Consider the following 13235-nt stretch of genomic DNA (forward strand, 5'->3'; position numbering starts at 1 on the left):
TCATCGCGTCTCCACTCCGTGCTGGTCCACCGTTCCCGTGCTCTCCGCCGCCGCGCTCTCCGCCGCCGCGCGCCGGGTCGCCCCGCGCTGTGGTCGCCGCTCCGTGCGCTGCGCCGGGGGCTTCAGCGCTCGCGCGAGGCCCGCGACGAAGGGATGCGTCGGGTCGGCGAGCACCTCCTCGATCGGCCCGTAGCCCACCGGTCGGCCGCCCTGCAGCACGAGCGACACATCCGTCGCCCGGCGCAGCACGGCCAGGTCGTGGCTCACGACGACCGCCGAGAAGTCGGGATGCCCGCGCAGCTGCCCGAGCAGGTCGATCACCGCGTCGCGCACGGTCGCGTCGATCCCGGCGGTCGGCTCGTCGGCGACGAGGATGGTGGGGCCGAGCACGAGCGCCCGTGCCAGTGCGACACGCTGGCGCTGTCCCGAGCTCAGCTCGTACGGGTACTTGTTGAGCACGCTCAGCGGCAGGTGCACGGTGTCGAGCATGGTCGCGGCCCGGGCTCCCGCCGTCCGCCGCGGGTAGTGCTCGTCGCGCTCGAAGATCGGCAGCGTGACGTTGTCCTGCACGCTCAGCGACGGCTCCAGTGTCGCGGCGGCCTCCTGCGGCAGGTAGCCGACGTGGAAGGTCACCTCGGCCAGGTCGCGCTTGCGCGCCTTCCGCAGCGGGTGGCCGAGGACGGACGCCTCTCCCCCACTGATCCGCGGGCCCGGATCGGACGCACGCGGAGGGAGCACCCGTCCGGAGAGCACCTGCGCGAGCGTGCTCTTGCCCGAGCCGGTCTCGCCCAGCACGCCGAGCACCTGGCCCTGCTCGAGGCGGAAACTCACCCCGCGCAGGGCCACGCATGACGCGCTCGGGCCCCGCGCAGGGTATTCGACGGACAGGTCGCTGACGACGATGGCGGGGACGGAACTCACATCTTCGACCCTAGGCGCTCTCCGCCTGCAACTCCCGCAGCGCCTCGCGCCGGTCGGCCTGTTCGACCGGGTCCGGGACGGGCAGGGAGGCGAGCAGCCGCTGGGTGTACGCCTCCCGCGGGTTGCCGAGCACCTCGGCGCCTGTCCCCTCCTCGACGAGCTTTCCGCGGTGGAGCACCGCGATCCGGTCGGCGAGCAGGTCGACCACGGCGAGATCGTGGCTGATGAACAGCGACGCGAAGCCGAACTCCCTCTGCAGGTCGGCGAACAGCTCCAGCACGCGCGCCTGCACCGACACGTCGAGTGCCGAGGTCGGCTCGTCGGCGATCAGGAGGCTCGGCTCCAGCGCGAGCGCACGCGCCAGACTGGCGCGCTGCCGCTGACCGCCGGACAGCTCGTGCGGGTACCGATCTCCGTAGGCGCGCGGCAGCTGAACCGCCTCGAGCAGCTCGTCGACGCGGCGACGGGCCTCGGCGGCCGAGCTCGCGCGCCCGTGCACCACGAGAGGCTCGGCAACGCACTCGGCGATGGTGAGCAGCGGATTGAAGCTCGACGCCGGATCCTGGAACACGAACCCGATATCGCTCCGCACCTTGCGGAATCGCCGCTCGCGGACGCCGTTCATCTCGATCCCGAGCACTTCGAGCGACCCGCCGGTGACCTTGTTGAGGCCCGCGATGGCCCGCCCGATGGTCGTCTTGCCCGAGCCGGACTCACCGACGAGGCCGAGCACCTCGCCCGGACGGATCTCGAAGGAGACCCCGTCGACGGCCACGAACCCGGGCCGACCGAGCCGGCCCGGGTACTGGATGCGCAGGTCGCGCGCCTGGACCACCGGCGCCTCGATCGGGCGCTCGGCCCGGGCGATGGCACGATCCTGCGTGGCGATCAGGCCCTGGCCGATCTTCGGCACGGCAGCGAGCAGCTTGCGCGTGTAGTCGGCCTGCGGGGAGGAGAACAGCGTCCGCACATCCGCCTGCTCGACCAGCTTGCCCTGGTACATGACCGCGACGCGGTCCGCCAGGTCGGCGACGACGCCCATGTTGTGCGTGATGAGCACGATGGCGGCCCCGAACTCGTCGCGGCAGCGCCGCAGCAGGTCCAGGATCTCGGCCTGGACCGTCACATCCAGAGCGGTCGTCGGTTCGTCCGCCACGATCAGCCCGGGGTTCAGCACGAGCGCCATCGCGATGACGATGCGCTGCTTCTGGCCGCCGGAGAACTGGTGCGGGTAGTACTTGACCCGCTTCTCGGGCTCCGGGATGCCGACCCGGCCGAGGATCTCGATGGCGCGCTCGCGCGCCTCCTTCTTCGACAGCTTCGCGTGCGCCCGCAGACCTTCCGCGATCTGCCAGCCGACGGGGTAGACCGGGTTCAGCGCCGTCGACGGCTCCTGGAACACCATGGCGACGTCGGTGCCGCGCACCTCGCGCAGCTTGCTCTTGCCGATCGAGACGATGTCCGCCTCCGTCTTGCCGTCGCGGCTGCGCAGGATGACGGCACCGGAAGCGGTCGCCGTCTCGGGCAGCAGCCCGAGGATCGTCTTGGCGGTGACCGTCTTGCCCGACCCGGACTCTCCGACGATGGCGAGCACCTCGCCGGGGGCGACGCTGAGGCTCACCCCGTCGACCGCCTTCACGGCGCCGGCGTCGGTGGAGAAGGAGACCGAGAGGTCCTTGATCTGTACGACGTCGCTCATGGACGCACCTCGATTCCGTGCTCGTCGAACGATTCGCCGCCCTCGAGGCCGTCGACCCCGCCGGGGCCGGCGGTGAGGGTGCCGCCGGGGACCACCGAGGTCTCGGCGACCTCTCCGGACGCCGCAGCCGCACGGCGGCGGCCGCGCAGACGCGGGTCGGCCAGGTCGTTGAGGCTCTCGCCTACCAGGGTGATGCCCAGCACGACCAGCACGATGGCGAGACCCGGGTAGATGGAGGTCCACCAGATCCCGCTGGTCACGTCATCCACGGCCTTGTTCAGGTCGTAGCCCCACTCAGCGGCGGCGGTCGGCTCGATGCCGAAGCCGAGGAAGCCGAGGCCGGCGAGCGTGAGGATGGCCTCCGACGAGTTCAGGGTGAAGATCAGCGGGAGCGTCCTGGTCGAGTTGCGCAGCACGTGCCGGAACATGATCCGGCTGTTGCTCGCGCCGACGACGCGCGCCGACTCGACATACGCCTCCGCCTTGATCCGGACGACCTCCGAACGGATCACGCGGAAGTACTGCGGGATGTAGACGACGGTGATCGAGATCGCCGCCGCCAGGATGCCGCCCCACAGGCTCGACTGGCCGCCGCTGATCGCGATGGCCATGACGATGGCGAGCAGCAGGGAGGGGAAGGCGTAGATCGCGTCGCAGATGACGACGAGCACGCGGTCGAGCCAGCCGCCGAAGTAGCCGGAGACGAGTCCGAGCAGCACGCCGAGGAAGATCGACAGGAGGACGGCGATGATGATGACGAGGATCGCGGTCTGCGCTCCCCAGATCACCCGCGAGAACACGTCGTATCCACCGGACGTGGTGCCCCAGATGTGCGCGGCGCTCGGCGGCTGCTGCGCGCCGAACGACTTCCCGTCGGCCTTCGACTGCGCGAAGCCGTACGGCGCGATGACCGCCGCGAAGATCGCGGTCAGGATGAACAGGGCGGTGAGCACGAGGCCCACCACGAGCATCCCGCGCTGCAGGCCGACGCTCTGGCGGAGCTGGTGGACGACGGGCAGGCGGTCCCAGAGGGAGCGCTTGCGGGAGGTCAGCGATGCGGTCGACATCTCAGTACCTCACTCTCGGGTCGATGAGGGCCGCGATGACGTCGACCACGAAGTTGGTGAGGGTCACGATGACGGCGAGCAGGACGACCATGCCCTGCACGGCCACGAAGTCGCGCGCCTGCAGGTAGTGGACGAGCTGGAAGCCGAGGCCCTTCCACTCGAACGTCGACTCCGTCAGCACGGCACCGCCGAGGAGCAGGGCGATCTGCAGGCCGATGACCGTGATGATCGGGATGAGCGCCGGACGGTAGGCGTGCTTGCGCAGCAGCCGCGATTCGCCGACGCCACGCGATCGTGCCGCGTCGACGTAGTCGGTGGACAGCGTCCCGATCACGTTGGTGCGGACCAGCCGGAGGAAGATGCCGGCGGTCAGCAGACCGAGGGCGAGCCCCGGCAGGATGGCGTGCATGAGCACGTCGCCGACCACGGCCGGGTCGCCGGTCTGGAACGCGTCGATCAGGTAGATGCCGGTCTTGTTGTCGAGCGTCTGCATCTCCAGTTCGGAGCTCGTCGACGCGCGTCCGGCGACCGGGAGCCAGCCCAGCCAGATGGAGAAGATGAGCTTCAGAACGAGGCCGACGAAGAAGACCGGGGTGGCGTAGAACAGGATCGCCATGATTCGGAGGCCCGCATCCGGGGCCTTGTCACGGAAGTAGGCGGCGATCAGGCCGAGCGGGATGCCGACGATGAACGCGACGATGAGCGCGTAGAACGCCAGCTCCAGCGTCGCTGCGCCGTACGTCAGCAGCACCTGCGTGACCGGCTGGTTGTCGGTGAACGTCGTCCCGAAGTCGCCGCGCAGCAGCTGGCCCAGGTACTCGAGGTACTGGACGATGATCGGCCGGTCGTATCCGGCCTCGTGCACGCGCTGGGCGAGCTGCGCCGGAGGCAGCTTCCCGCCGAGGGCCGCGGTGATCGGGTCTCCGGTCGACCGCATCAGGAAGAAGACGACGGTGACCAGGATGAAGATGGTCGGGATGATGAGAAGCGCGCGGACGAGGATGTAGCGGCCGAGGCCGCCGCCGGATCGTCGCTTCGCCTTCGTTCGGTCCGGCCCGGGGGCGGTCCCGGCCGCCGGGGCGCTGACAGTCGCTGTCATGGAAGCCAATCGTGGTGGTTCGTGGAAAGGGGGCGGCTCGCTGCGTGAGCGAGCCACCCCCCGGTTCGGCTCAGAGCTGGTGGCTCAGGGCCGGATTACTTCGAGAGTGCCGCGTAGCGGAACTTGAAGGACGGGTCGAGCGTCTTGTCGGCGCCCGAGACACCCTTCGCGACGACCGCGATCTGCGAGCCCTGCAGCAGCGGAAGCGTGCTGAGGTCCGCCCCGACCTTGGCCTGGATCTCCTCGATCAGCTTGGTGCGCTCGGCCTTGTCGGTCGTGCCCGCCTGCTTCGCGATGAGGTCCTGGACCTCCGGGTTGTCGTAGTGGTTCGCGAGGAAGTTGTCCTTGATGAAGAACGGCGACAGGTAGTTGTCGGCGTCCGAGTAGTCCGGGAACCAGCCGAGCTGGTACGCCGGGTAGACGTCCTTCGTGCGGTCCTTCGAGTACTGCACCCACTCGGTGGACTGCAGGTTGACCTTGAACAGGCCGCCGTTCTCCAGCTGCTCCTTGACGAGCGCGTACTCGTCACCGGAGGACGGGCCGTAGTGGTCCGGGTTGTACTGGAGGTTCAGCGAGACCGGGGTGGAGACGCCGGCCGCCTGGAGGGCCTGCTTGGCCTTGTCGAGGCTGGGGCCGCCGTTGCCGTCGCCGTACAGCTCCTTCAGCACCGTGGTGGCGCCGGTCAGGCCGTCCGGGACGAACGAGTACAGCGGGGTGTAGGTGCCCTTGTAGACCTGGTCGGCGATCGCCGAGCGGTCGACGAGGTCGGCCGCCGCCTGACGCACGGCGAGGGCCTTCTTCGCGTCGGCCTCCGGCGTGGTCGCGCCGTACGGCTGGGTGTTGAAGTTGAACACGATGTAGCGGGTCTCGCCACCCGGGCCCTTGACGACCTTGACCTTGTCGTTGTTCTCGAGGCTGGCGACGTCCGTGGCCGAGAGGCTGCGGAAGGCGACGTCGATCGCTGCCTTCTGGATGTCGAGCTTCAGGTTCGACGACTCGGCGTAGTACTTGACGTTGACCTTGTCGGTCGCGGGCTTTCCGAGCAGACCCTTGTATCCCGGGTACGCCTTGTAGGCGATCAGGTTGTTGAAGTCGTAGCTCGTGATGTCGTACTGACCGGCGAACGGGTGGCCCTTGACGATGGTGTTGTCGGGCGTGACCTTGTCGGCCGAGAAGACCTGCTCATCCACGATCGGACCGGCGGGGCTGGAGAGCACCTGGGGGAAGGTCTGGTCGTTCGGCACCTTGAGCTTGAAGACGACCGTGGTCTTGTCCGGCGCGGAGACGCTGTCCAGGTTGGCCAGCAGCGATGCCGGGCCGTTGGGGTCGTTGATCTTGATCTGGCGGTCGAAGGTGAACTTGACGTCCGACGAGGTGAGGTCGTGTCCGTTGGCGAACTTCAGTCCCGGCTTGAGCTTGACCGTGTACTCGGTCGGCGAGGTGAAGTCGGCGCTCTCGGCGATGTCCGGCTTGACGTCCGGGCTGCCGTACGGGGTGTTCAGAAGGAACGGGTAGACCTGGTTCATGACGGCGAACGAGCCGTTGTCGTACGAGCCGGCGGGGTCGATCGACGTGATCTTGTCGGTGGTGCCGACGGTGATGGCGCCACCGCCGCCGCCGCCCGAGCCGTTGTTGTTCCCGGAGCAGCCGGCGAGCACCAGTGCCGCGGCCGCGAACGCGGCGGATACGGCGAGCAGGCGCCGTCCGCCGTTGTGTGCGGATGTCATATCCGATTACCTCTTCCTGGTGTGGGATGCGCAAGCGGCGTCGTCACGGGCGTGCGGGATCGCCGTTCGCGTGAGAACTTTCCTAGCACGGAATGCTCGTTCTTCCTGCATTCGGATGCGGATCCGGGCGCGATCTTTACACGGACGCAACAAAAGAGCGCATCTGCAGGCATTCGTCTGCGGATTCCGCAGGCGGCGCTTCCGGCGTGCTATTCGCCGCGCAGGCGGCGCCGTTCGCTCTCGATCGCGACCATGGCGAGCGAGATCTGGCGACGCAGCTCCGGGTCCTCCGTGCGGCCGAGGCGTGAGGTGAGTTCCGCCTTCTCGCGGAGCAGGTCGCGGTCGATCAGGCCGTCGACGATCGACCGCGCGTACCGCCCGGGATCGCCGCCCTGCGGGAGTTCCGCCACCGCCAGAGCGTTGACCGTCGGCGCGTATGCCTGCGGGACCTCGGCGAGCACGCGATCCACCCATCCGGGCTGTTGCAGCGTCGCCAATTGACTGGCGATCGCGTCGCGGACCACGGCGTGGGTCGGGTTGACGAACGGGACCTGCACGGCGCGCGCCGCCCGCTCCTGACCCACCTCGCCGGGGAGCTGCAGCAGCACCATGAGGCTCTCGCGCTCGGTCCGCTGCGTCGGGTCGGCGAGGTCGGCCTGCGCGAGGGGACGCGGCTGCTCGGCGGAGCCGGATTGGCCGTCGCCGCCCGGGTACGAGCGGGTGCGGCCGTCGTCGCGGGATCCGTCGCGCGAGCCCTCCCGTGAGCCGGAACCCCGCTGGGCGGCGCGGACGGCGCGGATCGCATCCTGCAGGTCGGCGCCGGAGAGCCGCGCGAGCTCACGGGTGTAGCCGTTCTGCGACGCCGGGTCGCGGATCGTGGCGACGATCGGTGCTCCCGCACGCAGGGCCGCCGCCCGCCCCTCGACCGAGTCGAGGTCGAACCGTTCGACGGTCCGGCGGATCATGAACTCGAACATCGGCTTGCGTGCGTCGATCATGCGGCGCACCGCCACATCCCCCTGGGCCAGCCGCAGATCGCACGGGTCGAGGCCGTCCGGTCCGACCGCGACGTAGGTCTGCGCGGAGAACCGCTGCTCCTCGCCGAACGCGCGGGATGCCGCCTTCTGGCCGGCGGCATCCGGGTCGAATGTGAAGATCACCGAACCCTGGCTGTTGTCGTCGCCCATCACCCGGCGGATCACCTTGATGTGGTCGACGCCGAACGACGTGCCGCAGGTGGCGACGGCGGTCGTGATCCCGGCGAGGTGGCACGCCATGACGTCCGTGTAGCCCTCGACCACGACGACCTGGTCCTGCCGCGAGATGTCGCGCTTGGCCAGATCCAGCCCGTAGAGCACCTGCGCCTTCTTGTAGACGGGCGTCTCGGGGGTGTTGAGGTACTTCGGGCCCTTGTCGTCGTCGAGCAGGCGGCGCGCGCCGAAGCCGATGGTCTGGCCGGTGACGTCGCGGATGGGCCAGATCAGGCGGCCTCGGAACCGGTCGTAGACGCCGCGGTCACCCTGGGAGACGAGTCCGGCCGTGAGTAGCTCCTCCTGACTGAAGCCCTTGCCGCGCAGGTGCTTGGTCAGTTCGTCCCAGCTCTTCGGGGCGAACCCGACGCCGAAGTGCGCTGCGGCCGCGGCGTCGAAGCCGCGTTCGCCCAGGAACCGGCGCCCGGGGTCGGCATCGGGAGCGGACAGGCGGTCGCGGAAGAACTCCTCCGCCGCGGCGTTCGCCGCGAGCAGGCGGGCGCGGTTGCCGGAGCTCTCGGAGGGTCCGCCACCGCCCTCCTCATAGTGGAGCTGGTAGCCGATGCGCGCGGCGAGCCGCTCGACCGCGTCGGTGAAGGAGACGTGGTCCATCTTGAGCAGGAACTCGTAGACGTCGCCCCCCTCGCCGCAGCCGAAGCAGTGGTAGCGGCCGACGCCCGGGCGCACGTAGAAGCTGGGGCTCTTCTCGTCGTGGAAGGGGCAGAGGCCCTTGAGCGCGCCGACGCCGCCGGTCTTGAGGCTGACGTAGTCGCCGACGATGTCGCCGATGTTGGTGCGGGCTTTGACCTCTTCGATGTCGCTCTGTCGAATCCGGCCTGCCATGCTCTCGATTCTAGTGAGCCGGACCGACGCTCCGGCCCGATCGGGGAAACCCGGACGGCCCGCCGGTCGCGGTCACTCCCTCGGCGGACGGCGGCGGCGCGTGTTCTGGGCGATCTCGATGATGGCGCAGAACACCTCGATGCCGACGCGCAGCAGAAGCACGCTCAGCATCGCCCCGACGAGGGTGATGAGGACGCCGAACAGGAACACGAACGCACCGATCGGCGCGTGCGTCGCGATCGCCGAGGTGAGCGAGTTCGCGAAGCCGACGATGATGCCGAGCGCGATCAGGACAAGCCCGACGACGTACACGGGACCGGCGAGCTTGCGCGTGACGTAGTTCGTGAACGTGAAGTCGAACAGGGAGGAGAAGAACCGCGAGTCGTCCAGGCGGTCGGCGAGATCGCCGACCGTGCGGCCGTGAGCGGACTGTGCGCCGGGGCCGGTGGCAGCGCCTGCGGCGGGTGTCGCGCCGGTGGCGGCGGGTGCGCCCCGGGTCGCATCCGGAGCGGTTGCCTCGGGCGCAGCGGTGGCGGGCGGTTCGGTGGCGTCGGTGGGCTGGTCGCCCGTCTCGCGCGCCGTCGTCGAGTCCACAGCGGCCTCCTGGTCGGTGTCGGTCGTGTCGGCAGCGAGCCGCTCGGTCGGAGTGTCTGCGGGCGCGGCGGCAGCTGCGCCGACAGGAGGTGGCGTGCCCGTGGATGCGACGGCAGCCGCTACGGCGGCCGCACCGGCGTCGGTCGATGCGGGTGCGGCGTAGAGCTCCTCGGCCGTCGGGAGACGCTTGGTCGCTGCGGCGCCGGTGTCGTCGGATGTCTCGGCGGTTCCCGTGCTTTCCTCGATCGGGGGCTCGGCGATCAGGGGCTCGGCGGGCGAGGTGGACGTGTCACGGGCCGACGCACTGCGGCTCCGGCTCGATCCGCCGCTGGGCGCGAGCGGTTCGCGGGCGCCGAGGGTCGCATCCATGATGTCGGGCGCTTCCCCCTCCGGTGCGATCGGGGTGGTCTTCGCGGTCGTCCGGCGAGTCCGAGGCGTCGTGGTCTTCTTGGCGGCGGGCTTTCGCGCAGCCCCAGACGCAGACGCAGACGCAGACGTAGACGTCTCGCCGGTCGGGGCGGCGGCTTCGGTCGCCTGATCCGTCTCAGGGGTCTGCGCGGTGGTGCTCTTCGTCGCCCGCGGCTTCGTCGACCGCGCTGAGGGCGCGCCCGCGGTGGACGAGGCCGTCTTGGCCCCTGTCGTCGAGGCGCCTGTCGTCTTGGCCGCAGTCGTCTTGGCCGTTCGGCTCGTCGAGGAGCCGGTCGTTCGCGGAGTCCGGGTCGTGCCTGAGCCCGCGGTCGCACCGCCGCCCGCCGCCGGCGTGGCGGCTCCGGTCCCCTCCGGTGGGGCGCCGGCCGTCTCCGTCGACTCCCCCTCTGCGGGGCGGTCGCCGTCGGACGGTGGTAGTGCGGTGCTCATTCGTCTCCTCCCGAAGCCTGACTCCCAGCATTCTGCACTGCGCCGCGGTATACAACCCCGGCGCGCGGAGCATGCGGTGCTTCACAGCGGTTCTGCGCCGAAGCCCACGACCTTTCCGTGCTCAGTGCTGCACGAGACGCTCGTACCAGCTGAGCGCGGACTGATCGGTCAGGCTGGCGACCTGGTCGACGACGACGCGTCTCCGCGCATCGTCTGTCGCGGCCGCGCGCCAGTCTTCCGCGAATCCCGGGTCGAGCTCGGCCGGACCGCGCTGGTAGAGCAGGTCGGCCAGCGTCGTCAGGATCTGCCGCTGCTGGGCGTAGATCGGCTGCCGTGTGTTCCGTGACATGACGAACGTGGCGACGATGCCCTTCAGCACAGCGATCTCGGCCTGGATCCCGGCCGGCACGACCACGTCGGCGCCGATGCGGATGAGGTCCACCCGTCCCGCGGCCTCCTTCGTGGCGTGGACAGCCGCGTGTGCGAAGCGCCCGATCAGCTGGCTCGTGAGGTTCTTCAGGCGCGCCTGGGACCGGCGCGAACCGTCCCACCCGTCGAGCCAGATGTCCATGCTGTCGAGCCGGTCGAACGCCTCGATGAGCTCTTGGTGGCTGACTTCGCCGCCGATCCACTCGTGCATGGACTCGACGAGGTCTTCGTGGTCGACCCGGCTTCCGAGGGCCGCGACGTCGATGTAGCCGTTCACCACGGCGTCCTCGAAGTCGTGGACGGAGTAGGCGATGTCGTCGGAGAGGTCCATGACCTGCGCCTCGATGCAGCGCTGGCGCTCGGGGGCGCCCTGGCGCATCCACTCGAACACGGCGCGGTCGTCGGCGTAGAAGCCGAACTTCGCCCGCCCGCTCGGGTCTGCCACCGACGAGGCCGCAGGCCACGGGTACTTGCAGCTCGCGTCGAGGCTCGCGCGGGTGAGGTTGAGCCCGTACGGCCGGCCGTCGCGGCCGAACACCTTCGGTTCGAGCCGGCTCAGCAACCGCAGTGTCTGCGCGTTGCCCTCGAAGCCGCCGATGTCGTCGGCCCAGGTGTTGAGGGCCCGCTCGCCGTTGTGGCCGAACGGTGGATGCCCGATGTCGTGTGCGAGGCAGGCGGTGTCGACGATGTCCGGGTCGAGTCCGAGGCTGTTGGCCAGCTCGCGGCCGACCTGGGCGACCTCCAGGGAGTGCGTCAGCCGGTTGCGTGCGAAGTCGAGCCCCGCAGTGGGGCTGAGCACCTGCGTCTTCGCCGCGAGACGGCGGAGCGCACTGGAGTGCAGCAGCCGCGCCCGGTCGCGGGCGAAGTCGCTGCGCCGGTTCGAGTGCTGCTCGGGGAGCCAGCGCTCCCGGTCGTGCTCGGAGTACCCGCGATCGGCGGACGCCTCGGCCGTCTGCACCGCGCCGGCACCCGTGCTCGTGGTCGCCGCGACGTCATCCACCACTGTTGTGCACCTCCGCATCGGCGACCTCGGCGCGCTGCACGCCGTCGAGGTCCCGGCTCTCGAGCCAGCCGTCCGGCAGCGCCGGCCGCTTCGGGGAGCCGGCACGACCGCGCTGACCCTCTGCCGCCTCGCCCGGGTACTCCTGGGCGGGGTCGAGCGTGGCGAGCAGCTCGTCGAGGTGCTCGAGCGTGTCGACGGTCGCGAGGCTCGCCCGCAGGTCGCCGCCGACCGGGTAGCCCTTGAAGTACCAGGCGACGTGCTTCCGGATGTCGCGGCAGCCACGCTCCTCGCTGTCGAAGAACTCGACCAGCAGCTCCGCGTGGCGGCGGAACGTCTGCGCCACCTGCCCGAGCGTCGGATGCGCCTGGGCGGCCTCCGCCTCTGCTGCCGAGATCTCGCCCGCCCGCGCGCGGAAGGCGGCGGCCAGGTCGCCGAACAGCCAGGGACGCCCGAGGCAGCCGCGGCCGACCACGACGCCGTCGCAGCCGGTCTCCTCCACCATCCGGATCGCGTCGGCGGCCGACCAGATGTCGCCGTTGCCGAGCACGGGCGTCGAGGTCACCGTCTCCTTCAGCTTGGCGATGGCGGACCAGTCGGCGTGACCCGAGTAGAACTCCGCAGCCGTGCGCGCGTGCAGGGCCATCGAGGCGACACCGGCGCCCTCGGCGATGCGCCCGGCCTCGAGGTAGGTCAGGTGGTCGCCGTCGATGCCCTTGCGCATCTTGATCGTGAGCGGGATGTCGCCGGCCGCCTGCACGGCGCCTTCGACGATCTCGCGGAACAGCCCGAGCTTCCAGGGAAGCGCCGCTCCCCCGCCCTTGCGGGTGACCTTCGGCACCGGGCATCCGAAGTTGAGGTCGATGTGGTCGGCGCGGTCTTCGGCGACGAGCATCGTCACGGCTTCGCGCACGGTGACGGGGTCGACACCGTAGAGCTGGATGGACCGCGGCGTCTCCGACTCGTGGTGCGTGATGAGGCGCAGCGACTCCGGAGTGCGTTCGACGAGGGCGCGGGACGTGATCATCTCGCTGACGTAGAGACCGGCTCCGAACTCACGGCAGAGCCGCCGGAACGCCGTGTTGGTGATCCCGGCCATCGGTGCGAGGACGACTGGCACGTCGAGCCTCAGCGGACCGATGGTCAGCTGAGGCGCGTGGCTTAGGGTGGCAGTGGTAGACATCTCACTCGATTCTCCCAGAAAGCGTGCTGAGCTATGGCCGAGAGCCCGGAATCCGTGGACAACTCCCCTGTTGGCGCACCTGTGAGCACCGGTCGGGAGCGCGTCGCCGCCGACGCGCAGGCCCGCGGCATCGAGGTCGACATCGTGGAGCGTCCCGCCGCACGCAGCCTTGAGGAGGCCGCCCAGCTGCTCGGCATCCAGCCCGGCGACATCGTCAAGACGCTCGTGGTGAAGCGCAGCGATGACACGTTCGTCTTCGCCCTCGTGCCCGGCGGCCGCAAGATCGCCTGGCCGAAACTGCGCTCGGTGCTGCAGGTCAACAAGCTGCAGCTCCCGGATGCGTCGGTCGCGTTCGCCGCCACCGGCTACGAGCGCGGCACGATCACGCCGTTCGGCAGCACCACCGCGTGGCCGGTCGTCGCCGACGCCACCATCCCCGGCCGTCGCGTGTCGATGGGCGCCGGCGAGCACGGCTACTCCCTCTTCGTCGACGCGGACGCCCTCATCACCGCCTTCGGCGCGACAGTCGCCGACATCACCGACCCCGAGTAGCGCGCCGCTCCCC

10 protein-coding genes are annotated in these 13235 nt (G+C 70.0%); 1 reads left to right on the plus strand and 9 read right to left on the minus strand.

Annotation, left to right across the window (positions count from 1 at the left end):
* The 9 genes from BLR91_RS08570 to dusB form a co-directional block, all read right to left on the minus strand.
* Positions 1–921, minus strand: coding sequence for an ATP-binding cassette domain-containing protein (locus tag BLR91_RS08570; RefSeq protein ID WP_089875723.1), 921 nt, complete (start codon positions 919–921; stop codon positions 1–3).
* Positions 922–931: 10 nt separating this feature from the next.
* Positions 932–2620, minus strand: a complete 1689-nt coding sequence (locus BLR91_RS08575; RefSeq protein ID WP_018190938.1) for an ABC transporter ATP-binding protein — start codon at positions 2618–2620, stop codon at positions 932–934.
* The gene (locus BLR91_RS08580) at positions 2617–3687 is read right to left on the minus strand and encodes an ABC transporter permease (protein WP_089875721.1); all 1071 of its coding nucleotides are present in this window, start codon (positions 3685–3687) and stop codon (positions 2617–2619) included. Before BLR91_RS08580 ends, BLR91_RS08575 begins: the two co-directional genes overlap by 4 nt.
* 1 nt (position 3688) lies before the next feature.
* Positions 3689–4786, minus strand: a complete 1098-nt coding sequence (locus tag BLR91_RS08585) for an ABC transporter permease (RefSeq protein ID WP_018190936.1) — start codon at positions 4784–4786, stop codon at positions 3689–3691.
* Positions 4787–4881: 95 nt separating this feature from the next.
* The gene (locus BLR91_RS08590) at positions 4882–6513 is read right to left on the minus strand and encodes an ABC transporter substrate-binding protein (protein ID WP_018190935.1); all 1632 of its coding nucleotides are present in this window, start codon (positions 6511–6513) and stop codon (positions 4882–4884) included.
* A 209-nt stretch (positions 6514–6722) separates the two neighbouring features.
* Positions 6723–8606 carry a DNA primase gene (gene dnaG, locus BLR91_RS08595; RefSeq protein ID WP_089875719.1) on the minus strand — a complete coding sequence of 628 codons (1884 nt, stop codon included), beginning with the start codon at positions 8604–8606 and terminating at the stop codon, positions 6723–6725.
* A gap of 72 nt (positions 8607–8678) precedes the next feature.
* The gene (locus tag BLR91_RS19990; protein ID WP_157694648.1) at positions 8679–10058 is read right to left on the minus strand and encodes a DUF4282 domain-containing protein; all 1380 of its coding nucleotides are present in this window, start codon (positions 10056–10058) and stop codon (positions 8679–8681) included.
* A gap of 121 nt (positions 10059–10179) precedes the next feature.
* Positions 10180–11490, minus strand: a complete 1311-nt coding sequence (locus BLR91_RS08610) for a deoxyguanosinetriphosphate triphosphohydrolase (protein WP_089875715.1) — start codon at positions 11488–11490, stop codon at positions 10180–10182.
* On the minus strand, positions 11480–12670 hold the full coding sequence (dusB, locus tag BLR91_RS08615) for a tRNA dihydrouridine synthase DusB (RefSeq protein ID WP_089875713.1): 1191 nt from the start codon (positions 12668–12670) through the stop codon (positions 11480–11482). The genes BLR91_RS08610 and dusB overlap by 11 nt, the downstream gene beginning before the upstream one ends.
* 33 nt (positions 12671–12703) lie before the next feature.
* On the opposite strand from dusB, the gene BLR91_RS08620 reads away from it, so the two are divergent.
* Entirely contained in the window at positions 12704–13222 is a 519-nt protein-coding gene (locus BLR91_RS08620) for an aminoacyl-tRNA deacylase (protein ID WP_172823198.1), read from the plus strand.
* The last annotated feature ends 13 nt before the right edge of the window (positions 13223–13235 follow it).

The sequence above is a fragment of the Leifsonia sp. 466MF genome (genome assembly GCF_900100265.1).
In the GTDB taxonomy this organism is placed as follows: Bacteria; Actinomycetota; Actinomycetes; order Actinomycetales; family Microbacteriaceae; genus Leifsonia.

Bases quoted from the DNA above. Each gene is read 5' to 3' on its own strand.
- dusB (WP_089875713.1), bottom strand. From the start codon at position 12,670: ATGTCTACCACTGCCACCCTAAGCCACGCGCCTCAGCTGACCATCGGT.
- dnaG (WP_089875719.1), bottom strand. From the start codon at position 8,606: ATGGCAGGCCGGATTCGACAGAGCGACATCGAAGAGGTCAAAGCCCGC.
- BLR91_RS08575 (WP_018190938.1), bottom strand. From the start codon at position 2,620: ATGAGCGACGTCGTACAGATCAAGGACCTCTCGGTCTCCTTCTCCACC.
- BLR91_RS08590 (WP_018190935.1), bottom strand. From the start codon at position 6,513: ATGACATCCGCACACAACGGCGGACGGCGCCTGCTCGCCGTATCCGCC.
- BLR91_RS08585 (WP_018190936.1), bottom strand. From the start codon at position 4,786: ATGACAGCGACTGTCAGCGCCCCGGCGGCCGGGACCGCCCCCGGGCCG.
- BLR91_RS19990 (WP_157694648.1), bottom strand. From the start codon at position 10,058: ATGAGCACCGCACTACCACCGTCCGACGGCGACCGCCCCGCAGAGGGG.
- BLR91_RS08580 (WP_089875721.1), bottom strand. From the start codon at position 3,687: ATGTCGACCGCATCGCTGACCTCCCGCAAGCGCTCCCTCTGGGACCGC.
- BLR91_RS08620 (WP_172823198.1), top strand. From the start codon at position 12,704: ATGGCCGAGAGCCCGGAATCCGTGGACAACTCCCCTGTTGGCGCACCT.